Here is a 22902-nt window from a genome sequence, read left to right on the forward strand (position 1 = left end):
CCTTGCCAATACCGGCGGTTGCGCATGGTAGCACCGGCTATCCGCGGGCCTCAACAATGTGCCCGCAACGCCTTGCGCCGCGTTATGCTCGCGCCATCCCCCCTTACGGAAGTGCGATTCATGGCAGGAAGCAGCTTGTTGGTATTGATCGATGACATCGCCGCGGTACTCGATGACGTTGCCTTGATGACAAAAATGGCCGCGAAGAAGACCTCCGGCGTGCTGGGTGACGACCTGGCGCTCAACGCCCAGCAGGTTTCAGGTGTGCGCGCCGAGCGTGAAATTCCCGTGGTGTGGGCGGTGGCCAAAGGCTCGTTCGTCAATAAACTGATCCTGGTGCCCACCGCACTGTTGATCAGCGCCTTTGCGCCGTGGGCGGTGACGCCGCTGTTGATGCTCGGCGGCGCCTACCTGTGTTTTGAAGGCTTCGAGAAAGTCGCGCACAAATTCCTTCACAGCAAAGCTGAAGACCAGGCCGAGCACGCGCAGTTGGCCGACGCCGTAGCGGACCCGGCGACCGACCTGGTGGCGTTCGAAAAAGACAAGATCAAAGGCGCGATCCGCACCGACTTCATTCTCTCCGCCGAAATCATCGCCATTACCCTCGGTATCGTGGCCGACGCGCAGTTGACCCAGCAGGTGATCGTGCTGTCGGGCATCGCCATTGTCATGACCATCGGCGTCTATGGGCTGGTGGCCGGTATCGTCAAGCTGGACGACTTGGGTCTGTGGCTCGCCCAGAAGCCCGGTCAGGTAGCGCGCAGCATTGGTGGTGGGATCCTGAGTGCGGCGCCATACATGATGAAAAGCCTGTCGGTGATCGGCACGGCTGCGATGTTTATGGTCGGTGGCGGCATCCTCACCCACGGCGTACCGGTGGTGCATCACTGGATTGAATCGGTGAGTCAGAGCGCCGGCGCAATCGCTTGGTTGATGCCGACCTTGCTGAATGCGGTGGCGGGGATTATCGCCGGTGCGCTGGTATTGATGATGGTGTCGTTGGTTCGCAAGGTATGGCAGCGCACTAAACGTCAGGCGTGAAGTTCGCAGTCACGCATGTGTGTTCAGGGCGCTATAAGGGCGTTCGGTCTGATCGTGGTGCCGCTTATCTCGGACCGGGTTGCAGCCCTGGATAGCCTTCTTCCGTGAAGCGTACAAGCATGCTCGCTTCGGAGTTCCAAAGGTGCATCTTGCCGTTGTTCGGAGTTGAAGCGTTGTGCGCTGATGGACTCTTAAAGCCAGTGTCTATGCGGTCGTTGTTGGGCGTCGAAAAGGCATGTGGGGTGCTATCAATGTATTTAAGTACCCGAAGAGCATTGGCTGCGATGTTCGCGCGGTCGTAGGGCGTAAGTTTATGCAACTCATGCTGGGGAACGCCGCCGACTTTGAGGAAAAACGCTTGGAGTTGGGTTTTAGTGAGCACAGAAGGCTTGGTGCTAGTGCCGAAAACCGAAGCAAAAAGCGGATCCTCGTAGAAGTCGTGATGGCTACGATAGTCACCCTCGTTCCGGCCGGTATTTTGGGTCGGCGGCGCGTGCTTTACTTCGTTCTGATGTGTGGAGGTAGTCGTCAGAACCTTGTCCACGTTTGAGTGTGTTACTGAAGCGCTGGATAACAGCATCTGTGTCGGCCTTTAAAATAAAGCGTCTGATGGGATGTTCTTTGGTTGGGGGCGTCTGCTGCTTCAGGCGTTAACTGAACCTGAGAGGCACACTCTTAGTATTGAGTTTTTCCCCAGGGATAGTTCCCGGGCAAAGTGTGCGTGCTCTGTGGGAGGTTGCTTGAGTCTGTTGTGCGAAAAAAAAGGCCATCCAGATTGCCTGGATGGCCTTTTAATTAAGCTAGAGGTGATTACTCGGCAATCTGCAACTTGCGCGATTCCGTGTAGATATACCGCACCTTCTCATACTCGAACGGCGAGTTCATCTGACCATAACGGAAGCTGGTCTGATAACGCTTGTCCACCGCGCGCAGGGCCCAGATTTCCGGGTGGTTGGAGCTGACTTCCGAGACGTTCAGGAAGTTGATCTGCGATTCCGCGGTGTAGTCCACCAGCAAGCCGCCGGTGTCGCGCAAGTTCGATGGGCCGAAGATCGGCAGTACCAAATACGCCCCGCCGGGGACGCCGTAGAAGCCCAGGGTCTGGCCGAAGTCTTCGCTCTGGCGCGGTAGGCCCATGGCGGTGGCCGGGTCCCACAGGCCGGCGATGCCGACGGTGGTGTTGAGCAGCAGGCGGCCAGTGGTCTCCAGGGAGCGGTGCCCCTTGAGTTGGAGCAAGCTGTTCAACAGGTTGGGCACGTCGCCCAGGTTGTTGAAGAAGTTGCTCACGCCGGTGCGCAGGAAGCTCGGGGTCACGTATTTGTAGCCGTCGACCACGGGCAGGAACACCCATTGGTCGAAGCGGTAGTTGAAGTGGTACACGCGACGGTTCCACGATTCGAGCGGGTCATACACGTTGAGGGCGTTGACGGACGAGCGTTCAAACTCGCGCTGGTCCAGACCCGGGTTGAATTTAAGTTTGCTTAACGGCTCTTTGAAACCGTCGGAATCCACCACGACCGGCGCGTGAGCCTTGCTGTTGTCGGCATTGGCTACGCCCGCGCACATCAGGGCGGCGAGCAGCAGAAGATATTTAGCCACGGAAGAACTCCAGCATGGCGTCGGCGTTGACGCGGTAATTGAGGTTGCCGCAGTGGCCGCCCAGTGGGTAGACGGTCAAGCGATCGCCGAAGGTTTTACGCAGGAAACCAAGATCCCCCGGGCCGAGGATTACGTCGTCGGCGTTGTGCATGACGGCGATTTTCGGGCTGGCGTGCAGGTAGTCCTTGAGGGCGTACAGGCTGACCTGGTCAACCAGTTGCAACAGGCTGCCGCCATCGGAACGGGCGCGCCACATCGGGATTACCTGTTCGGTGAGGTAGCAGTCGAAATCGCATTGCAGTGCACGCTTGAGGAACGGCGTGAGGCTGGTGCCTTCGGTAATCGGGTACTTCGGTGGGATGATCAGGCCGCGGCGGTTGATCAGGTCCGAGGTAAAGGCAATGTCGGCCGCCGAAAAGCGGAATGACGTGCCAATCAGCATGGCCATCTGTTCGTTGGTCAAGTGCTGCTTGGATTGCTGGAAGTCGTAGAGCAGGGCGTCGTTGAGGTCGATATAGCCCTTTTGCTGGAAGTAGCGGGTCAGCTTGTTCAGCACCAGTTCATAGAAGGTGGTGGTGTTGTTGATGCCCTTGACCTCGGTCTGTACCAGCTTGTCGAGGTTAGTGATCGAGGTATAGAGGTTGACCGGCGGGTTGAGCAACAGCACTTTCTTGAAGTTAAAGCTGCGGCGGGTTTCGTCCAGTTTGCTGACAAACGCCGCATCCAGTGCGCCGAGGCTGTAGCCGGTGAGGTAGAAGTCGGTCACTGGCAGCGAGGCGTTTTGCGCACGCACGGCTTGCATCACGCGGTACATGTCTTCGGCGTCTTCCTGGGTGATCCCAGGGGTGGCGAAGCGCGAGGCGGCACTGATGAAGTCAAAGCTGGTAGGCGACGACAGTTGCACTACGTGATAGCCGGCTTGGTAATACAGTTTTTTCAGGTATTCGTTGATGCTGCTATCGAACCGCGCACCGGTGCCCGCGATCAGGAAGATCAGCGGCGCGGCGCGGTCTTGCTTGGCGATGCGGTAGGTGAGCTTCTTCACCGCCCAGAAGTTGTCCGGCAGGCTGAACTCGCGCTCTGGGCGCATGTTCAGGGTGTAGTCGGACTGGTTGATTTCGCTATCACTCGGCAATGTCGGCCGAAGGTCAGGCGGAGTGGTGGCGATGGTCGCTTCGAACGGGTTGGTCAAAGGGTAGCCATAGCTGGCTTGGTCGATATCGACCGCCAGTGCTGACGCACTCAAAAAAAGGCTGCCCAGTAAGGCAGCACAGCGCAAGGAACGGAGCATGACTTAATCCCTAAGAGGAAACGTGCTTAATGAAGTTCGCAGGCTATGACCACCGCGTTGCCACCGAAGTGCCAGCTCTCGGCACGAAAAGTCGGAAAATAACGTCGGAATCGGGGTAATAGTAGCGAGACGATACACTTTGCCATGCATTAGTGAACACTAATTGTGTGTATGCACCTTGCTAACGACCGCTGGCGCATTAAGCTGAGCGCCGTTTTTGCCTATCGGAGTGCTCCATGTCCCGCCGCTTGCCCTTGATTCTGCTGCTTATTGCCCTGCCGTTATGGCTGGCTGCCAGTTATGGCGCACGTTACGGCTTTATGGAAGATGGCCAGTGGGTCGGCATCTGTGCCGACGAGGCCAGCCGCTGGGAATGCCAGGTGCGTTCGAACCTGGGCTTGATGATTTACTTTAAGGTGCTGGGCTGGGCCGCACTGGTGACCTCGGTGCTGGCGTTTTTCGTGCCGGGTCGCGTGGGCTGGGGATTGGCAGTGCTGGGGCTGGTGTTCGGGTTCCCGGCCCTGGCGTTGTACAACACCACGTTTGCGGTGTTTGCACTGGTGATTGCGGGGTTGCGGTTGGTCAGGCAGCCGCGGGGCGCCTGATAAGGCCAATCGGGGGCAAGCCCCCTCCCACCTTTGGAGCGCGTTCTCATGTGGGAGGGGGCTTGCCCCCGATAGCGGTGTTACGCCTTGCGCATCCGCAAGCACCGCCACAAAGCCACAACCATCAACCCACTGACCACCGCCCAACCCCACGCCTGCTGGTTCAGCAATCCTTCACGGTACAACTGCGGCGCAATGCCGGCACCGATGATAAAGGTCAGCAAGGCAATCTCACGACGTGGCCCGGTCACCGGACGAACCAGATACACCAACGCCGGCAGTAGCAGCGCCGCACTCGGGAAACTGCGGTAGCGTGGGTCAAACACCAGTGCCAGCATCATCACCGCACCGGCAAAGCCGGCGATTGCCACCAGCCAGCCCGCACGCTGTTCCAGCCAATTGAAGGCCCGCTCGCGCCAACCTTCCCGAGTGCTCAATGCCAGTGCTGCATGAGCCAATACCAGCAAGTTGAGCGTCATCAACAACGCCGCCCACACCCACTCATCATTAAATCGCGCAGTCACGCGGGTCAGTTCGGCCCAGGTTCCGATAGAGCAGGCCGCCACTGCGCCGAGCAGCGGCAGGGCCATGGCGGCGCGACTGCTGCGAACGCGACCACCGAGCACCAACGTCCCGAGCAGGATGACACCACCCACCCCCAACCACAGCGGCCAGTACGGCACGTTAGTCACCGGCCCGGCGAGGATGCCCTTTTCCTGGCGATCAGCATCGAACAAGCCCCAGTAGCCGCCTACCGCACCTTCGCTGGCACGTTTCCACGGCTGGTCAAACGCTTCGATCAGGTTGTAGCGCCAGCCATTGGCTTCGGCCATCGCCACAAAACCACGCATGAACTTGGCTTCATTGACTCGGCTCGGCACGGCTGTTTCACGCTGGCGACCCTCGCTGGGCCAGCCGGTTTCGCCGATCAGCACGTCCTTGGGCGCGAACTTGTTGCCGAAGGTCTGGCGCACATCGCCCACGTGCTTGAGGGCCTGGTCGATGCTCGAAGGATCATCTTCCCAATAGGGCAGTAGGTGAATGGTCAGGAAATCCACCGCAGGGGCGATTTCCGGGTGTTGCAGCCAGAACTCCCAGACATCGGCGTAAGTGACCGGTTGTTTGATCTGGCTTTTGACTGTCTGGATCAGTTTCACCAACTGCGCGGCGGTGACTTCCTTGCGCAACAGCGCTTCGTTGCCGACGATCACCGAGGTCACCACGTCCGGGTTGGCGTTTGCCGCTGCGATCAACTCGTCGATTTCTTTTTCGGTGGCCACCGGATCACTGCTGACCCAAGCGCCGGCCATCACCTTGAGGCCATGTTTGCGCGCCATGCCTGGCAGGGCTTCCAGGCCGGTCATGGAGTAAGTGCGGATGCATTCGAATCGGGTGGCCAGTAGGGCCAGGTCGGCGTCCATCCGCTCGGGGCGTAGTTTGAACGGCTGGTCGAACGGGGATTGGTCTTTGTCGAACGGCGTGTAGGACGCGCATTGCAGTTTATGGCTGGCACTGGCGACATCCGGCAACACCACCGGACGGCCGAGGCCATACCAATAGCCGACCAGGGCCAGTAGGCCGAGGATCAGGGCGAAGAAATAGGGCAGGGCAGGGAAGCGGGCGGTCGCGGGCATGGTCGGCTTATCTGGGGGAGCAAAGGCGCGCATCTTACCCGGATTTGCCCTCTCCCAGTGGAGCTGCATAATTTTGACATGCAAAGTTCGGGCGGAATATTGACGCCATGTTCCAGGAAACGTCCTGCTGGCGATGTGATGTCGTTTCTTGCTTGCATAAGGTCGCTGACAGAGCAGGTCGACGGCTTCTGCGGGTTGATGATCAGGGTGTCAGTACTCAACTGATGTCGCAGCCACCGGATCGATGCGCGTGAACGGGGCGCGGTGCACTACATAACAACAGGTTGACGTCGCTCGGCATCCGTCGGGCGCAGCACTTTCGGGGAAGTACGATGAAGATGCGACGACTCTTGGGCGCAGCTGCCACTCTGGTAGTTGCGATGAGCTCCACACTGGCCAGCGCCGACAGCAAAACCCTGAGCATCGGCTACGTTGATGGTTGGTCGGACAGCGTTGCCACCACCCACGTGGCGGCAGAAGTGATCAAACAAAAGCTCGGTTATGACGTGAAACTGCAGGCGGTTGCCACCGGCATCATGTGGCAGGGCGTGGCGACCGGCAAACTCGATGCCATGCTTTCCGCCTGGCTGCCCGTGACTCACGGTGAATACTGGACCAAGAACAAGGACAAGGTGGTCGATTACGGCCCCAACTTCAAGGATGCGAAAATCGGCCTGATCGTGCCGGAGTACGTCAAGGCCAAGTCCATCGAAGACCTCAAGACCGACACCACCTTCAAGAACAAAATCGTTGGTATCGACGCCGGTTCAGGCGTGATGCTCAAGACCGACGAAGCGATCAAGGCCTACGGTCTGGACTACAAACTGCAGGCCAGCTCGGGCGCAGCAATGATCGCCGAACTGACCCGTGCCGAAGACAAACAGGAATCCATTGCGGTCACCGGTTGGGTGCCACACTGGATGTTCGCCAAGTGGAAACTGCGTTTCCTGGAAGATCCAAAAGGGATTTATGGTGCTGCTGAAACCGTCAACAGCATCGGTAGCAAGGGCCTGGAGAAGAAAGCGCCGGAAGTCGCGGCCTTCCTGAAGAAATTCCAGTGGGCCTCCAAGGACGAAATCGGCGAAGTCATGTTGGCTATCCAAGAAGGTGCCAAGCCTGATGCAGCGGCCAAGGACTGGGTCGCCAAGCACCCTGAGCGTGTAGCCGAGTGGACCGGTAAATAACCCCCCAATGCCTTGATACAACCCCAGTGGGAGGGGGCTTGCTCCCGATTGCGGTGTGTCAGTCGTCAATGATCTGACTGGCTCACCGCGATCGGGAGCGAGCCCTCTCCCACATTATTTTCGTCATCCGCAAATGTTTCTTTGCCCTCCCAATCCCTCGCTACACTTCCTCTAATACTAAGGTCGTCTGGAACCTGTTCCGCAGCCGCATACAGTGGCTATGTTCCAATAATAAAAAAGCTGTGCTGCGAGGATAAAAACAATGAACGACAGCATTTACCTCTCGATTCAAAACAGCCCTCGTTTCAAGGAGCTGGTGAGAAAAAGGGAAAGGTTCGCCTGGATTCTCTCGGCGATCATGCTAGGGCTTTACTCCGGATTCATCCTGTTGATCGCCTACGGGCCGCAAGTGCTAGGGGCCAAACTGAGCCCTGGTTCATCTATTACGTGGGGTATCCCTATTGGGGTCGGGCTGATTGTCTCGGCCTTTGTCCTCACCGGCATCTACGTACGACGCGCCAACGGCGAATTCGACGACCTGAACAATGCGATTCTCAAGGAGGCTGCGCAATGATCCGTCGTCTATTGGCTGTATTCGGCGCTTCGGTCTTCGCGCCCGCTGTGTGGGCGGCGGATGCATTGACTGGTGAAGTGCACAAACAACCGCTGAATATCGCAGCGATCCTGATGTTCGTGGCCTTTGTCGGCGCGACGCTGTGCATCACCTACTGGGCGTCCAAGCGTAACAACTCGGCGGCCGACTATTACGCGGCCGGCGGCAAGATCACCGGTTTCCAGAATGGCTTGGCGATTGCCGGCGACTATATGTCGGCCGCGTCCTTCCTGGGTATTTCCGCGCTGGTGTTCACCTCTGGCTACGATGGCCTGATCTACTCGATCGGCTTCCTGGTGGGCTGGCCGATCATTCTGTTCCTGATCGCCGAGCGCCTGCGTAACCTTGGCAAGTACACCTTTGCTGACGTAGCGTCCTACCGCCTCGGCCAAACCCAGATCCGCAGCCTGTCGGCCTGTGGCTCCCTGGTGGTGGTGGCGTTTTACCTGATCGCTCAGATGGTGGGTGCGGGCAAGCTGATCCAACTGCTGTTCGGTCTGGACTACCACGTGGCGGTGATCCTGGTCGGTATCCTGATGTGCATGTACGTGCTGTTTGGCGGCATGTTGGCGACGACTTGGGTACAGATCATCAAGGCAGTGCTGCTGCTGTCCGGTGCCTCGTTCATGGCGCTGATGGTGATGAAGCACGTCAACTTCGACTTCAACATGCTGTTCTCCGAGGCAATCAAGGTTCACCCTAAAGGTGAAGCGATCATGAGCCCCGGCGGCCTGGTGAAGGACCCGATCTCCGCGTTCTCCCTTGGCTTGGCACTGATGTTCGGTACCGCCGGTCTGCCGCACATCCTGATGCGCTTCTTCACCGTAAGCGACGCCAAGGAAGCGCGTAAGAGCGTGCTGTATGCCACTGGCTTCATCGGCTACTTCTATATCCTGACCTTTATCATCGGCTTCGGCGCGATCCTGCTGGTCAGCACCAACCCGGCGTTCAAGGATGCTGCAGGCGCTCTGTTGGGCGGTAACAACATGGCGGCGGTGCACCTGGCTAACGCGGTGGGCGGCAGTATCTTCCTGGGCTTTATCTCGGCCGTGGCCTTCGCCACCATCCTCGCGGTAGTGGCCGGCTTGACCCTGGCCGGTGCTTCGGCGGTTTCCCATGACCTGTACGCCAGCGTGATCAAGAAAGGCAAGGCCAACGAAAAGGATGAGATTCGCGTGTCGAAGATCACCACCATCGCCCTCGCAGTGTTGGCGATCGGCCTGGGCATCCTGTTCGAAAGCCAGAACATTGCGTTCATGGTCGGCCTGGCGTTCTCGATTGCGGCCAGCTGTAACTTCCCGGTGTTGCTGCTTTCCATGTACTGGAAAAACCTCACCACCCGTGGCGCCATGATCGGTGGCTGGTTGGGCTTGATCAGCGCCGTTGGCCTGATGGTGCTGGGTCCGACCATCTGGGTCTCGATCCTGCATCATGAAAAAGCCATCTTCCCGTACGAATACCCCGCGCTGTTCTCGATGATCATCGCGTTTGTGGGTATCTGGTTCTTCTCCATCACCGACAAGTCGGCGGCGGCAGAGAAAGAGCGTGCGCTGTACTTCCCGCAGTTTGTGCGTTCGCAGACTGGTCTGGGGGCGAGTGGGGCGGTTAACCACTAAGGTTGAAGCTGGATAAGGAAATGCCCCGGTCGAAAGGCCGGGGCATTTTTTTGTCTGGAGGTTATGAGGTGCTTGTGCCAATGCCATCGGGGCAAGCCTCCTCCTGCAGTTAACCGAGTGCATCATTTGGAATGCACTTCAATGTGGGAGGTGGCTTGCCCCTGATGGTGGTAGATCAGTCGACACAAATAAAAACGGCCTCCACTGAGGGAGGCCGTTTTCGGTGCTGCTAAAGGTGCTTACTTGCGATCTTCCAGCTTGGAGATGTCACGCGACTCGTAGCCGGTGTACAGCTGGCGCGGACGGCCAATCTTGTACGGGCTGGAGAGCATTTCTTTCCAGTGGGAGATCCAGCCCACGGTGCGGGCCAGGGCGAAGATTACGGTGAACATGCTGGTTGGAATGCCGATCGCCTTGAGGATGATCCCCGAGTAGAAGTCGACGTTCGGGTACAGCGAGCGTTCGATGAAGTATGGGTCGGTCAGGGCGATCTCTTCCAGGCGCATGGCCAGTTCGAGTTGCGGATCGTTCTTGATGCCCAGTTCCTTCAATACTTCGTCGCAGGTCTGCTTCATCACGGTGGCGCGCGGGTCGCGGTTCTTGTAGACCCGGTGACCGAAGCCCATCAACTTGAACGGATCGTTCTTGTCTTTGGCCTTGGCGATGAACTTGTCGATGTTGGACACATCGCCGATTTCATCGAGCATGGTCAATACGGCTTCGTTCGCACCGCCGTGGGCAGGGCCCCACAGTGCGGCGATACCGGCGGCGATACAGGCGAACGGGTTGGCACCCGAAGAGCCTGCCAGGCGTACGGTGGACGTCGAGGCGTTTTGCTCGTGGTCGGCGTGGAGGATGAAGATCCGGTCCATGGCCTTGGCGAGTACCGGGCTGATCGGTTTGATCTCGCACGGGGTGTTGAACATCATGTGCAGGAAGTTTTCCGCGTACGTCAGGTCGTTGCGCGGGTACATCATGGGTTGACCCATGGAGTACTTGTAAACCATTGCGGCCAGAGTCGGCATCTTGGCAACCAGGCGGATCGCGGAGATTTCGCGATGCTGCGGGTTATTGATGTCGAGGGAGTCGTGATAGAAGGCTGACAGGGCGCCAACCACACCGCACATGACGGCCATCGGATGGGCGTCGCGACGGAAGCCGTTGAAGAAGGTCTTCAACTGCTCGTGAACCATGGTGTGGTTCTTTACAGTGCTGACGAACTGGGCTTTTTGCTCGGCTGTTGGCAGTTCGCCATTTAGCAGCAGGTAGCAGGTTTCCAGGTAGTCCGACTTTTCAGCCAGTTGCTCGATCGGGTAGCCCCGATGCAGCAGAATGCCATTGTCGCCGTCGATATAGGTGATCTTCGACTCGCAAGAGGCGGTCGACATGAAGCCTGGGTCGAAAGTGAAACGGCCCGTGGCCGTCAGGCCCCGTACGTCGATAACATCGGGACCAACGGTGCCGGTTAAAATGGGCAGCTCGACGGGGGCTGCGCCCTCGATGATCAACTGCGCTTTTTTGTCAGCCATGTGGCCTCCTATTTATGCTTCAAATCATCAGACAGACCCCCCACGCAGGGCCCGCACCACTATAGTGAGATAAATTCAGATGTCAATTTGCCTAAAGTCTTGCTCCAGAAGGCTTTAACCGTACTTTTTCCTCGAAATTGACTGCCATTTACGCCTTTTATCTCGCCAGCGCAATCCGCTATTAGGGTGAGGAGCGCGCGTTGTCATTAGTAACCTAACTGTCTATACTCGGCCACCGACCGCCAAGGGCTTTTGGGCTTGCTTTCATTGGGGGTCGCACTCCCTGGGTGGTGCTTACCTGACCAGTGCACTCCCCAACAACTTTGCCCTGATTGTTAGGGGCTCTTCAGTGTGAAAAAAAGCCGTGAATAGCCAACGACCTGTAAACCTAGACCTAAGGACCATCAAACTCCCCATCACCGGCGTTACGTCGTTCCTGCACCGTGTTTCCGGCATCATCCTGTTCCTGGGCTTGGGCATCATGCTTTATGCATTGAGCAAATCCCTGGGTTCCGAGGAAGGTTACGCCGAGGTGAAGGCATGCTTGACCAGCCCGCTGGCCAAGTTCGTAGCATGGGGCCTCCTGTCCGCTCTGCTTTATCACCTGGTAGCCGGTGTGCGCCACTTGATCATGGATGCGGGTATCGGTGAGACGCTGGAAGGCGGCCGCCTGGGCTCGAAAATCATCATCGCCATTTCCGTGGTGCTGATCGTTCTGGCAGGAGTTTGGATATGGTAACCAGCGTTACGAACCTTTCGCGTTCAGGCCTCTATGACTGGATGGCACAACGTGTGTCTGCGGTCGTTCTCGCGGCTTATTTCATTTTCCTGATCGGATACCTCGTCGCAAATCCGGGCATCGGCTATGAGCAATGGCACGGCCTGTTTTCCCACAATGCGATGCGAATCTTCAGCCTGCTGGCCCTTGTAGCCCTGGGCGCTCACGCCTGGGTTGGCATGTGGACCATTGCGACTGACTACTTGACGCCTATGGCGCTGGGCAAGTCCGCAACCGCAGTCCGTTTCCTCTTCCAGGCAGTATGCGGCATTGCGATGTTCGCTTACTTCGTCTGGGGTGTGCAGATTCTTTGGGGTATCTGATTCATGGCTAACATTCCAACTATTTCCTTCGACGCCATCATTATTGGTGGCGGCGGTGCTGGCATGCGCGCAGCGCTGCAGCTGGCCCAGGGTGGTCACAAGACTGCCGTGATCACCAAGGTGTTCCCGACCCGCTCCCACACCGTATCGGCCCAGGGTGGCATCACCTGCGCCATCGCTTCCGCCGATCCGAACGATGACTGGCGCTGGCACATGTACGATACCGTCAAGGGTTCCGACTACATCGGTGACCAGGACGCTATCGAATACATGTGTCAGGAAGGTCCGGCTGCGGTGTTCGAGCTGGACCACATGGGCCTGCCGTTTTCCCGTACCGAGCAAGGTCGTATCTACCAACGTCCATTCGGCGGTCAGTCGAAGGATTACGGTAAAGGTGGCCAAGCTGCCCGTACCTGCGCTGCGTCCGACCGTACCGGTCATGCGCTGCTGCACACCCTTTATCAGGGCAACCTGAAAGCTGGCACCACGTTCCTGAACGAGTACTACGCGGTTGATCTGGTGAAGAACGCCGACGGTGCATTTGTTGGTGTTATCGCCATCTGCATCGAGACCGGTGAAACCACCTACATCCGTGCCAAGGCTACTGTTCTGGCAACTGGCGGTGCAGGCCGTATCTACGCGTCGACCACTAATGCCCTGATCAACACCGGTGACGGCGTTGGCATGGCACTGCGTGCTGGCGTGCCGGTGCAAGACATCGAAATGTGGCAGTTCCACCCGACCGGCATCGCCGGCGCCGGTGTACTGGTGACTGAAGGTTGCCGTGGTGAAGGTGGTTACCTGATCAACAAGCACGGCGAGCGTTTCATGGAGCGTTATGCTCCGAACGCGAAAGACCTCGCGGGTCGTGACGTTGTAGCCCGCTCCATGGTTAAAGAGATCATCGCCGGTAACGGCTGTGGCCCGAATGGCGACCACGTTCTGCTGAAGCTCGATCACCTGGGTGAAGAAGTACTGCACAGCCGCCTGCCGGGTATCTGTGAACTGTCCAAGACCTTTGCCCACGTTGACCCAGTGGTTGCTCCGGTTCCGGTTGTTCCAACCTGCCACTACATGATGGGCGGTGTTCCGACCAATATTCATGGCCAGGCGATCACCCAGAACGCCGACGGCGTTGACGAGATCATCCACGGTCTGTTCGCAGTAGGCGAAGTGGCTTGCGTATCGGTACACGGTGCCAACCGTCTGGGCGGCAACTCGCTGCTCGACCTGGTGGTATTCGGTCGCGCGGCCGGCCTGCACCTGGAAAAAGCGCTGACCGACGGCATCGAATACGATGACGCTACCGACGCTAACATCGAGGCTGCCTTGGCCCGCCTGAACGCTCTGAACGAGCGCACTGATGGCGAAGACGTGGCAACTCTGCGTCGTGAGCTGCAAAGCTGCATGCAGAACTACTTCGGCGTATTCCGTACCGGCGAATACATGCAGAAGGGTATTGCCCAGCTGGCCGATCTGCGCAAGCGCATCGCCAACGTCAAGATCAACGATAAGAGCCAGGCGTTCAACACCGCTCGTATCGAAGCCCTTGAACTGCAAAACCTGCTGGAAGTGGCTGAAGCGACTGCGATCGCCGCCGAGGTTCGTAAAGAATCCCGTGGTGCTCACGCTCGTGAAGACTTTGAAGACCGCGATGACGAAAACTGGTTGTGCCACACCCTGTACTTCCCGGGTGACAAGCGCGTAACCAAGCGTGCCGTGAACTTCTCGCCGAAGACGGTTCCGACGTTTGAACCGAAGATTCGGACTTACTAAGGGTGGCTGCCATGTTGAAAGTCAGTGTTTATCGCTACAACCCTGATCAGGACGCTGCGCCGTTCATGCAGGAGTTCCAGGTCGATACCGGTGGTAAAGACCTGATGGTGCTGGATGTATTGGCACTGATCAAAGAGCAGGACGAGGGTTTCTCCTATCGTCGCTCTTGCCGTGAAGGTGTTTGCGGTTCCGACGGCATGAACATCAACGGCAAAAACGGCCTGGCGTGCATCACGCCGCTGTCCGCCGTTGTTAAAGGCAACAAGCTGATCGTTCGTCCTCTACCAGGTTTGCCGGTTATCCGTGACCTGGTCGTCGATATGAGCATCTTCTACAAGCAATACGAGAAAGTTAAGCCGTTCCTGCAGAACGACACGCCGGCTCCGGCCATCGAGCGTCTGCAGTCCCCTGAAGAGCGTGAAAAGCTCGACGGTCTGTACGAGTGCATCCTGTGCGCTTGCTGCTCGACCTCGTGCCCGTCCTTCTGGTGGAACCCGGACAAGTTCCTGGGTCCAGCTGCCCTGCTGCAAGCGTATCGCTTCCTGGCAGACAGCCGTGACACCAAGACATCCGAGCGTCTGGCTTCGCTGGATGACCCGTTCAGCGTATTCCGCTGCCGCGGGATCATGAACTGCGTCAACGTATGTCCCAAAGGCCTGAACCCGACTAAGGCAATTGGTCACATCCGTAACATGTTGCTCCAAAGCGGCGTGTAACTGACGTTGTAACAAAGCAGGACCGTTGTGCCCGTAAATGCTGCGGCGCAGGCTTCAACCGGCGCCGTAGTTTTAACTTGAGCAGCGACTTACAAAGCCGCGGCTCTTATTTTGAAGAAATGAGACAAGCAGGGGCATTCGGGTTGGTACCCGAACTATCAGCGTGATCCTAAGTGGCTTGTTTTGGTCGCTGCACTTGGCCTTTTGCAAGCAAACTCGGTGTTTCCGCCGGTGGTGTCCCCAAATCGAGGGTGACCAAGCATGCAAGAAAGCGTGATGCAGCGCATGTGGAACAGCGGCTATCTTTCAGGTGGTAACGCTGCCTATGTGGAAGAGCTTTATGAGCTCTACCTGCACGACCCTAACGCTGTGCCAGAAGAATGGCGCACCAAATTTCAGACGTTGTCTTCAGACGGCAACGCTGCCACCGATGTATCGCACGCAACGATTCGCGATCAGTTTGTGCTGCTGGCAAAGAACCAGCGCCGCGCCCAACCGGTTTCCGCCGGTAGCGTGAGCAGTGAGCATGAGAAGAAGCAAGTTGAAGTACTGCGACTGATCCAGGCCTACCGGATGCGTGGCCACCAGGCGGCCCAGCTTGACCCGCTGGGGCTCTGGCAGCGTCCTGCACCTGCTGACCTGTCGATCAATCATTACGGCTTGACCAATGCCGATCTTGATACGACCTTCCGTGCCGGCGACCTGTTCATCGGCAAAGAGGAAGCGAGCCTACGCGAAATTCACGAAGCGTTGCAGCAGACATATTGCCGCACCATCGGCGCTGAGTTCACGCACATCACTGATTCCGAGCAACGTCACTGGTTCCAGCATCGCCTGGAAGGTGTGCGTGGCCGTCCGGTGCTGTCCGCCGACGTTCGCAGCCACCTGCTTGAGCGCGTGACCGCAGCTGAAGGTTTGGAAAAATACCTGGGCACCAAATACCCAGGCACCAAGCGTTTTGGCCTGGAAGGCGGCGAAAGCCTGATCCCGATGCTCGACGAGCTGATCCAGCGTTCCGGTTCCTACGGTACCAAGGAAATCGTGATCGGCATGGCTCACCGTGGTCGCCTGAACGTGTTGGTCAACACCTTCGGCAAGAACCCGCGTGAATTGTTCGACGAGTTCGAAGGCAAGAAGAAGGTCGAGCTGGGTTCCGGTGACGTTAAATATCACCAGGGCTTCTCGTCCAACGTCATGACCACAGGCGGCGAAGTTCACCTGGCCATGGCCTTCAACCCATCCCACCTGGAAATCGTTTCTCCAGTGGTCGAGGGTTCGGTCCGTGCTCGTCAGGATCGTCGTAACGACACCACCGGTGAAAAGGTTCTGCCGATTTCCATCCACGGTGACGCGGCATTCGCCGGTCAAGGCGTGGTACTGGAAACGTTCCAGATGTCGCAGACTCGCGGCTTCAAGACCGGCGGTACCGTTCACATCGTCATCAACAACCAGGTTGGCTTCACCATCAGCAACCCACTGGATGCGCGCTCCACCGAGTACGCCACCGACGTTGCCAAGATGATTCAGGCGCCGATCCTCCATGTGAATGGTGATGATCCGGAAGCTGTGCTGTTCGTGACCCAACTGGCCGTCGACTATCGCATGCAGTTCAAGCGTGACGTGGTGATCGACCTGGTTTGCTACCGCCGTCGCGGTCACAACGAAGCTGACGAACCAAGCGGCACCCAGCCGTTGATGTACCAGCAGATCACCAAGCAGCGCACCACACGTGAGCTGTATGCCGAAAGCCTGACGAAGGCCGGTATTGTTGATGATGCGCGTGTTCAGGCGAAGATCGATGAATACCGCAACGCGCTGGACAATGGTCTGCACGTAGTAAAAAGCCTGGTCAAAGAGCCGAACAAAGAGCTGTTCGTTGACTGGCGTCCGTACCTGGGTCACACCTGGACGGCGCGTCACGACACCTCGTTCGATCTGAAGACCCTGCAGGAACTGTCCGCCAAGCTGCTGGAAATCCCGGATGGCTTCGTGGTGCAGCGCCAGGTTGCGAAGATCTACGAAGACCGTCAGAAGATGCAAGCCGGCGGCCTGCCGATCAACTGGGGCTATGCCGAAACCATGGCGTACGCGACCCTGGCGTTTGAAGGTCACCCGATCCGCATGACCGGCCAGGACATCGGCCGTGGTACGTTCTCGCACCGTCACGCGGTATTGCACAACCAGAAAGACGCGGGCACCTACATCCCGTTGCAGAACCTGTACGAAGGCCAGCCGCGTTTCGACCTGTACGATTCGTTCCTGTCCGAAGAAGCCGTACTGGCGTTCGAATACGGTTACTCGACCACCACGCCGCAGGCGCTGGTGATCTGGGAAGCCCAGTTCGGCGACTTCGCCAACGGTGCTCAGGTGGTTATCGACCAGTTCATCACCAGCGGCGAGCACAAGTGGGGCCGTCTGTGCGGTCTGACCATGCTGCTGCCACACGGTTATGAAGGTCAGGGTCCGGAGCACTCCTCGGCCCGTCTGGAGCGTTACCTGCAGCTGTGCGCCGAGCACAACATCCAGGTGTGCGTGCCGACTACTCCGGCGCAGATCTACCACTTGCTGCGTCGTCAGGTGATCCGCCCGCTGCGCAAGCCGCTGGTAGTGCTGACCCCGAAATCGCTGCTGCGTCACAAATTGGCCATCTCTACCCTGGAAGATCTGGCGGATGGTTCGTTCCAGACCGTGATTCCAGAGATCGATACGCTGGACGCGGCCAAGGTCACTCGCCTGATCCTGTGCAGCGGCAAGGTCTACTACGACCTGCTGGAAAAACGTCGTGCCGAGGGCCGCGAAGACATCGCCATCGTACGTATCGAACAGCTTTACCCGTTCCCGGAAGATGACCTCATGGAGATCATCGCGCCTTACACCAACCTCACTAATGTTGTGTGGTGTCAGGAAGAACCGATGAACCAAGGCGCTTGGTACAGCAGCCAGCATCACCTGCGTCGCAGTATCGGCAACCACAACAAGGCCTTGGGCCTGGAGTACGCCGGTCGTGATGCTTCTGCTGCACCTGCTTGTGGTTATGCGTCGATGCACGCCGAGCAGCAGGAAAAACTGCTGCAAGATGCTTTCACTGTTTAACGCCTTCGCGCTGACTGAAACCGAATTTTAAGGACCCACAGATAATGGCTATCGAAATCAAAGCCCCGTCATTCCCGGAATCGGTTGCCGATGGCACCGTTGCCACTTGGCACAAGAAACCAGGCGACGCTGTAAAGCGTGACGACCTGATCGTCGACATCGAGACCGACAAAGTCGTTCTGGAAGTGTTGGCCGAAGCTGACGGCGTACTGGGCGCAATCGTTGCCGAAGAGGGCGCTACCGTTCTGTCGAACCAGGTACTGGGCTCGATCGAAGAAGGCAGCGCTGCCGCTGCTCCTGCTGCCGCTGCTGCACCGGCCGCTGCCTCGGCACCTGCTGCCGCTCCGGCTGCGGGTGGTGAAGATCCAATCGCTGCACCGGCTGCGCGTCAGTTGGCTGAAGAAAACGGTATCAACCTGGCTTCCATCAAAGGCACCGGTAAAGACGGCCGTGTGACCAAGGAAGATGTGGTTGCTGCTGTTGAAGCCAAGAAAAACGCTCCTGCTGCTGCGCCTGCCAAGGCTGCTGCCCCGGCCGCCGCTGCTCCTGTGTTCGCTGCTGGCGACCGCACCGAGAAGCGTGTGCCGATGACCCGCGTTCGTGCCACCGTGGCCAAGCGCCTGGTTGAAGCACAGTCGAACATGGCGATGCTGACTACTTTCAACGAAGTCGACATGACCGAAGTCATGGCCCTGCGTTCGAAGTACAAGGATCTGTTCGAGAAGTCCCACAACGGCGTGCGCCTGGGCTTCATGTCGTTCTTCGTGAAAGCGGCCACCGAAGCGCTGAAACGCTTCCCGGCAGTCAACGCTTCCATCGACGGCGGCGACATCGTTTACCACGGCTATGCAGACGTCGGCGTTGCCGTGTCCAGCGACCGTGGCCTGGTGGTTCCGGTCCTGCGTAACGCCGAGCTGATGAGCCTGGCCGAAATCGAAGGCGGCATCGCCGGCTTCGGCAAGAAAGCCCGTGACGGCAAGCTGACCATCGACGAGATGACCGGTGGTACCTTCACCATCACCAACGGTGGTACCTTCGGTTCGATGATGTCGACCCCGATCGTCAACCCGCCACAAGCCGCGATCCTGGGCATGCACAACATCATCCAGCGTCCGATGGCGATCAACGGCCAAGTCGTGATCCGCCCAATGATGTACCTGGCACTGTCTTACGATCACCGCCTGATCGATGGTAAAGAAGCCGTGACTTTCCTGGTGACCATCAAGAACCTGCTGGAAGACCCGGCTCGTCTGCTGCTGGATATCTGATAGAAGCAGCTGCAGGCTCCGGGCAAGCCGCCAAATAGGGCGGCTTGACCTGGAGCGTGTGGCTTGAAAGCTTGCTGCTAAATAGAGGAACTATTTTCATGTCGCAGAAATTTGACGTTGTAGTGATTGGTGCAGGTCCTGGAGGCTATGTTGCCGCCATCAAGGCCGCACAACTGGGCCTCTCGACTGCTTGCATCGAAAAATACACCGACAAGGAAGGCAAACTGGCACTGGGCGGTACTTGCCTGAACGTTGGTTGCATTCCTTCCAAGGCGCTGCTGGACAGCTCCTGGAAATTCCACGAAGCCCAAGACGGCTTCGCGATCCACGGCATCAACCATGCTGGCGTGACCATGGACGTGCCAGCAATGGTCGGCCGTAAAGCCAACATTGTTAAAGGCCTGACTTCCGGCGTTGCAACCCTGTTCAAGGCTAACGGCGTCACTTCCCTGCAAGGCCACGGCAAACTGTTGGCCGGCAAGAAAGTTGAAATCACCAAGCCAGACGGCTCGGTTGAAGTCATCGAAGCCGAGAACGTGATTCTGGCTCCGGGTTCGCGTCCTATCGACATTCCACCAGCTCCAGTTGACCAGAACGTAATCGTTGATTCGACCGGCGCCCTGGAATTCCAAGCAGTTCCAAAGCGTCTGGGCGTGATCGGCGCTGGCGTGATCGGCCTGGAACTGGGTTCGGTCTGGTCCCGCCTGGGTTCTGAAGTGACTGTACTGGAAGCCCTGGACACGTTCCTGCTGGCTGCCGACACCGCTGTGTCCAAAGAAGCGCTGAAAACCCTGACCAAACAAGGTCTGGATATCAAGCTGGGCGCACGTGTTACCGGTTCGAAGGTCAACGGCGAAGAAGTCGTTGTGACCTACACCGACAAAGACGGCGAGCAGACCATCACTTTCGACAAGCTGATCGTAGCCGTAGGTCGCCGTCCAGTGACCACCGACCTGCTGGCTTCCGACAGTGGTGTGAACATCGATGAGCGTGGCTTCATCCACGTTGACGATCACTGCGCTACCACCGTTCCTGGCGTCTACGCCATTGGCGACGTGGTTCGCGGCATGATGCTCGCGCACAAAGCTTCCGAAGAAGGCATCATGGTTGTCGAGCGCATCAAGGGCCACAAAACCCAGATGAACTACGACCTGATCCCATCGGTTATCTACACCCACCCGGAAATTGCATGGGTCGGCAAAAACGAACAGCAGTTGAAAGCTGAAGGCGTTGAAGTTAACGTCGGCACCTTCCCGTTTGCTGCTTCTGGCCGTGCCATGGCAGCCAACGACACCGGTGGTTTTGTCAAAGTCATCGCTGATGCCAAGACTGACCGCGTATTGGGCGTCCACGTGATTGGCCCGAGCGCTGCAGAACTGGTTCAGCAAGGCGCAATCGGTATGGAATTCGGCACCAGTGCCGAGGACCTGGGCATGATGGTTTTCTCCCATCCAACCCTGTCCGAAGCGTTGCACGAAGCAGCGTTGGCTGTGAATGGCGGCGCCATCCACATCGCCAACCGCAAGAAGCGCTAAGCGAGATAATAAGAAACCACGGCGGAGTTGCCCGTCGTGAGCCTTGCGCGCAAGACTCACCGCGGAATATCCGCTGGACGCAGTCTTGCGCAGCTTTACGGGCCTTAAAGCCCAGCAAGTTGCGCAAGCAGCAGTCACAGGTGGCGCGGCACTCATAATGAGCGCAGCGCCGAATGCGCAGTACCTAACGAAGACGGTAAAAAGCATGAATCTTCACGAGTATCAGGGTAAGCAGCTGTTCGCTGAATACGGCCTGCCAGTATCCAAGGGCTACGCAGTAGACACCCCGGAAGCAGCAGCAGAAGCCTGCGACAAAATCGGCGGCACCGAGTGGGTTGTCAAAGCCCAGGTCCACGCTGGTGGTCGCGGTAAAGCGGGCGGCGTTAAGCTGGTTCGCAGCAAAGAAGACGCCAAGGCCTTCGCACAGCAATGGCTGGGCAAGCGTCTGGTGACTTACCAGACTGATGCCAATGGCCAGCCAGTCACCAAGATCCTGGTTGAATCGTGCACTGATATCGCTAAAGAGCTGTACCTGGGCGCTGTCGTTGACCGTTCGAGCCGTCGCATCGTGTTCATGGCTTCCACCGAAGGTGGCGTGGACATTGAGAAGATCGCCGAAGAAACCCCAGAAAAAATTCTGAAAGCCACTATCGATCCACTGGTTGGCGCTCAGCCGTTCCAGGGTCGTGAGCTGGCTTTCCAGTTGGGTCTGGAAGGCAAGCAAGTTGCCCAGTTCGCCAAGATCTTCGTAGGTCTGGCCAAACTGTTCCAGGATCACGATCTGGCTCTGCTGGAAGTGAACCCGCTGGTGATCAAGGCTGATGGCGATCTGCACTGCCTCGATGCCAAGATCAACATCGACGCCAACGCCATGTACCGTCAGCCTAAGCTGAAGACTTTCCACGATCCGTCGCAAGACGATCCGCGCGAAGCGCACGCTGCCAAGTTCGAACTGAACTACGTAGCCCTGGAAGGTAACATCGGTTGCATGGTCAACGGTGCTGGCCTGGCCATGGGTACCATGGACATCGTCAACCTGCATGGCGGCAAACCAGCCAACTTCCTCGACGTAGGCGGCGGTGCTACCAAAGAACGCGTTACCGAAGCCTTCAAGATCATCCTGTCCGACTCCAACGTCGCAGCAGTGCTGGTCAACATCTTCGGCGGCATCGTTCGTTGCGACATGATTGCCGAAGGCATCATCGGTGCAGTGAAAGAAGTTGGCGTTAAAATCCCGGTTGTTGTTCGCCTTGAAGGTAACAACGCTGAACTGGGCGCTAAAGTACTGGCAGAAAGCGGTTTGAACATCATCGCGGCTACCAGCCTGACCGACGCTGCTCAACAAGTTGTTAAAGCTGCGGAGGGCAAATAATGAGCGTCCTGATCAATAAAGACACCAAAGTTATCTGCCAGGGTATTACCGGTTCGCAAGGTAGTTTCCACACCCAGCAAGCCATCGAATACGGCACCAAGATGGTTGGCGGCGTAACTCCTGGTAAAGGCGGCACCGAGCACCTGGGTCTGCCAGTGTTCAACACCGTGAAAGATGCTGTAGCTGCCACTGGCGCCACCGCCAGCGTGATCTACGTTCCAGCTCCTTTCTGCAAGGACTCCATCCTGGAAGCAGCATTCGGCGGCATCAAGCTGATCGTCTGCATCACCGAAGGCATTCCTACCCTGGACATGCTGGACGCTAAAGTTAAGTGCGACGAACTGGGCGTTGTCCTGATCGGCCCTAACTGCCCAGGCGTGATCACCCCAGGCGAATGCAAGATCGGCATCATGCCAGGTCACATTCACTTGCCAGGTAAAGTCGGTATCGTTTCCCGTTCCGGCACCCTGACCTACGAAGCTGTCAAGCAAACTACTGACGCCGGTTTCGGTCAGTCGACTTGCGTCGGCATCGGCGGTGACCCGATCCCAGGTTCGAACTTCATCGACATCCTGAAGCTGTTCCAGGAAGACCCGAAGACCGAAGCGATCGTGATGATCGGTGAGATCGGCGGTTCGGCTGAAGAAGAAGCGGCTGCCTACATCAAGGCACACGTGACCAAGCCGGTTGTTTCCTACATCGCTGGTGTGACTGCCCCTGCGGGCAAGCGCATGGGCCATGCTGGCGCAATCATCTCTGGCGGTAAAGGCACTGCAGACGAGAAGTTTGCTGCCCTGGAAGACGCAGGCGTTAAAACCGTGCGTTCGCTGGCAGACATCGGCAAGGCTTTGTCCGAGCTGACCGGTTGGGCTGTCAAGTAAGCTTCGCGCTTAGCTGACGCTTTACCAGCAAAGGCCACCTTCGGGTGG

The 22902-nt window shown here is 57.8% G+C and carries 19 protein-coding genes; 14 read left to right on the forward strand and 5 right to left on the reverse strand.

The window, feature by feature from the left end; translation table 11 throughout:
• Positions 1–120 precede the first annotated feature (120 nt).
• Complete coding sequence (locus AOA61_RS07870; protein ID WP_099601481.1) at positions 121–1041, forward strand: DUF808 domain-containing protein; 921 nt, start codon at positions 121–123, stop codon at positions 1039–1041.
• A 64-nt stretch (positions 1042–1105) separates the two neighbouring features.
• On the opposite strand, the gene AOA61_RS30865 is transcribed toward AOA61_RS07870, so the two are convergent.
• The 3 genes from AOA61_RS30865 to AOA61_RS07885 all read right to left on the reverse strand — a co-directional run bounded on the left by AOA61_RS30865 (position 1106) and on the right by AOA61_RS07885 (position 3931).
• The gene (locus AOA61_RS30865; RefSeq protein ID WP_143521197.1) at positions 1106–1621 is read right to left on the reverse strand and encodes a hypothetical protein; all 516 of its coding nucleotides are present in this window, start codon (positions 1619–1621) and stop codon (positions 1106–1108) included.
• A 230-nt stretch (positions 1622–1851) separates the two neighbouring features.
• Positions 1852–2640: a VacJ family lipoprotein gene (locus AOA61_RS07880; RefSeq protein ID WP_032889141.1), complete on the reverse strand. Its 789-nt coding sequence runs from the start codon at positions 2638–2640 to the stop codon at positions 1852–1854.
• Positions 2633–3931 (reverse strand): serine/threonine protein kinase, encoded by a 1299-nt coding sequence (locus AOA61_RS07885; protein ID WP_032889143.1) that lies wholly within the window; start codon positions 3929–3931, stop codon positions 2633–2635. Before AOA61_RS07885 ends, AOA61_RS07880 begins: the two co-directional genes overlap by 8 nt.
• A gap of 236 nt (positions 3932–4167) precedes the next feature.
• On the opposite strand from AOA61_RS07885, the gene AOA61_RS07890 reads away from it, so the two are divergent.
• Entirely contained in the window at positions 4168–4536 is a 369-nt protein-coding gene (locus AOA61_RS07890) for a hypothetical protein (RefSeq protein WP_099601483.1), read from the forward strand.
• 80 nt (positions 4537–4616) lie between these two features.
• On the opposite strand, the gene AOA61_RS07895 is transcribed toward AOA61_RS07890, so the two are convergent.
• On the reverse strand, positions 4617–6170 hold the full coding sequence (locus AOA61_RS07895; protein WP_095184253.1) for a glycosyl hydrolase family 17 protein: 1554 nt from the start codon (positions 6168–6170) through the stop codon (positions 4617–4619).
• A 332-nt stretch (positions 6171–6502) separates the two neighbouring features.
• Here AOA61_RS07895 and AOA61_RS07900 point away from each other — a divergent pair, with 332 nt between their 5' ends.
• From AOA61_RS07900 to AOA61_RS07910, 3 genes are all read left to right on the forward strand, one after another.
• On the forward strand, positions 6503–7354 hold the full coding sequence (locus AOA61_RS07900; protein WP_032889150.1) for a glycine betaine ABC transporter substrate-binding protein: 852 nt from the start codon (positions 6503–6505) through the stop codon (positions 7352–7354).
• A 262-nt stretch (positions 7355–7616) separates the two neighbouring features.
• Entirely contained in the window at positions 7617–7928 is a 312-nt protein-coding gene (locus tag AOA61_RS07905; protein ID WP_027607054.1) for a DUF485 domain-containing protein, read from the forward strand.
• Complete coding sequence (locus tag AOA61_RS07910) at positions 7925–9583, forward strand: cation acetate symporter (RefSeq protein ID WP_095184254.1); 1659 nt, start codon at positions 7925–7927, stop codon at positions 9581–9583. Before AOA61_RS07905 ends, AOA61_RS07910 begins: the two co-directional genes overlap by 4 nt.
• Positions 9584–9822: 239 nt before the next feature.
• On the opposite strand, the gene gltA is transcribed toward AOA61_RS07910, so the two are convergent.
• A complete protein-coding gene (gene gltA, locus AOA61_RS07915) occupies positions 9823–11112 on the reverse strand; it encodes a citrate synthase (RefSeq protein ID WP_032889154.1) in 1290 nt (429 codons plus the stop codon).
• A 364-nt stretch (positions 11113–11476) separates the two neighbouring features.
• On the opposite strand from gltA, the gene sdhC reads away from it, so the two are divergent.
• The 9 genes from sdhC to sucD all read left to right on the forward strand — a co-directional run bounded on the left by sdhC (position 11477) and on the right by sucD (position 22854).
• Positions 11477–11851 carry a succinate dehydrogenase, cytochrome b556 subunit gene (gene sdhC, locus AOA61_RS07920; protein ID WP_016979564.1) on the forward strand — a complete coding sequence of 125 codons (375 nt, stop codon included), beginning with the start codon at positions 11477–11479 and terminating at the stop codon, positions 11849–11851.
• Positions 11845–12213, forward strand: coding sequence for a succinate dehydrogenase, hydrophobic membrane anchor protein (gene sdhD, locus AOA61_RS07925; RefSeq protein ID WP_032889156.1), 369 nt, complete (start codon positions 11845–11847; stop codon positions 12211–12213). Before sdhC ends, sdhD begins: the two co-directional genes overlap by 7 nt.
• A gap of 3 nt (positions 12214–12216) precedes the next feature.
• Positions 12217–13989 (forward strand): succinate dehydrogenase flavoprotein subunit, encoded by a 1773-nt coding sequence (gene sdhA / locus AOA61_RS07930; RefSeq protein ID WP_032889157.1) that lies wholly within the window; start codon positions 12217–12219, stop codon positions 13987–13989.
• 11 nt (positions 13990–14000) lie between these two features.
• A complete protein-coding gene (locus AOA61_RS07935) occupies positions 14001–14705 on the forward strand; it encodes a succinate dehydrogenase iron-sulfur subunit (protein ID WP_003172807.1) in 705 nt (234 codons plus the stop codon).
• A gap of 261 nt (positions 14706–14966) precedes the next feature.
• Positions 14967–17798, forward strand: coding sequence for a 2-oxoglutarate dehydrogenase E1 component (locus AOA61_RS07940; RefSeq protein WP_032889159.1), 2832 nt, complete (start codon positions 14967–14969; stop codon positions 17796–17798).
• Positions 17799–17842: 44 nt separating this feature from the next.
• Entirely contained in the window at positions 17843–19066 is a 1224-nt protein-coding gene (gene odhB, locus AOA61_RS07945; RefSeq protein ID WP_032889161.1) for a 2-oxoglutarate dehydrogenase complex dihydrolipoyllysine-residue succinyltransferase, read from the forward strand.
• Between the two features lie 98 nt (positions 19067–19164).
• Positions 19165–20601 carry a dihydrolipoyl dehydrogenase gene (lpdA, locus tag AOA61_RS07950; protein ID WP_032889163.1) on the forward strand — a complete coding sequence of 479 codons (1437 nt, stop codon included), beginning with the start codon at positions 19165–19167 and terminating at the stop codon, positions 20599–20601.
• A 205-nt stretch (positions 20602–20806) separates the two neighbouring features.
• On the forward strand, positions 20807–21973 hold the full coding sequence (sucC, locus tag AOA61_RS07955; protein WP_003210567.1) for an ADP-forming succinate--CoA ligase subunit beta: 1167 nt from the start codon (positions 20807–20809) through the stop codon (positions 21971–21973).
• Complete coding sequence (gene sucD / locus AOA61_RS07960) at positions 21973–22854, forward strand: succinate--CoA ligase subunit alpha (RefSeq protein WP_003210566.1); 882 nt, start codon at positions 21973–21975, stop codon at positions 22852–22854. The genes sucC and sucD overlap by 1 nt, the downstream gene beginning before the upstream one ends.
• Positions 22855–22902: the final 48 nt, after the last annotated feature.

Origin of the sequence: Pseudomonas sp. 2995-1 (assembly GCF_002742505.1) — a bacterium.
GTDB lineage: Bacteria > Pseudomonadota > Gammaproteobacteria > Pseudomonadales > Pseudomonadaceae > Aquipseudomonas > Aquipseudomonas sivasensis.

Coding starts and splice junctions, on each gene's coding strand:
- AOA61_RS07870 (WP_099601481.1), top strand. CDS start 121: ATGGCAGGAAGCAGCTTGTTGGTATTGATCGATGACATCGCCGCGGTA.
- AOA61_RS30865 (WP_143521197.1), bottom strand. CDS start 1,621: ATGCTGTTATCCAGCGCTTCAGTAACACACTCAAACGTGGACAAGGTT.
- AOA61_RS07885 (WP_032889143.1), bottom strand. CDS start 3,931: ATGCTCCGTTCCTTGCGCTGTGCTGCCTTACTGGGCAGCCTTTTTTTG.
- AOA61_RS07890 (WP_099601483.1), top strand. CDS start 4,168: ATGTCCCGCCGCTTGCCCTTGATTCTGCTGCTTATTGCCCTGCCGTTA.
- AOA61_RS07895 (WP_095184253.1), bottom strand. CDS start 6,170: ATGCCCGCGACCGCCCGCTTCCCTGCCCTGCCCTATTTCTTCGCCCTG.
- AOA61_RS07900 (WP_032889150.1), top strand. CDS start 6,503: ATGAAGATGCGACGACTCTTGGGCGCAGCTGCCACTCTGGTAGTTGCG.
- AOA61_RS07905 (WP_027607054.1), top strand. CDS start 7,617: ATGAACGACAGCATTTACCTCTCGATTCAAAACAGCCCTCGTTTCAAG.
- AOA61_RS07910 (WP_095184254.1), top strand. CDS start 7,925: ATGATCCGTCGTCTATTGGCTGTATTCGGCGCTTCGGTCTTCGCGCCC.
- gltA (WP_032889154.1), bottom strand. CDS start 11,112: ATGGCTGACAAAAAAGCGCAGTTGATCATCGAGGGCGCAGCCCCCGTC.
- sdhD (WP_032889156.1), top strand. CDS start 11,845: ATGGTAACCAGCGTTACGAACCTTTCGCGTTCAGGCCTCTATGACTGG.
- sdhA (WP_032889157.1), top strand. CDS start 12,217: ATGGCTAACATTCCAACTATTTCCTTCGACGCCATCATTATTGGTGGC.
- AOA61_RS07935 (WP_003172807.1), top strand. CDS start 14,001: ATGTTGAAAGTCAGTGTTTATCGCTACAACCCTGATCAGGACGCTGCG.
- AOA61_RS07940 (WP_032889159.1), top strand. CDS start 14,967: ATGCAAGAAAGCGTGATGCAGCGCATGTGGAACAGCGGCTATCTTTCA.
- odhB (WP_032889161.1), top strand. CDS start 17,843: ATGGCTATCGAAATCAAAGCCCCGTCATTCCCGGAATCGGTTGCCGAT.
- lpdA (WP_032889163.1), top strand. CDS start 19,165: ATGTCGCAGAAATTTGACGTTGTAGTGATTGGTGCAGGTCCTGGAGGC.
- sucC (WP_003210567.1), top strand. CDS start 20,807: ATGAATCTTCACGAGTATCAGGGTAAGCAGCTGTTCGCTGAATACGGC.
- sucD (WP_003210566.1), top strand. CDS start 21,973: ATGAGCGTCCTGATCAATAAAGACACCAAAGTTATCTGCCAGGGTATT.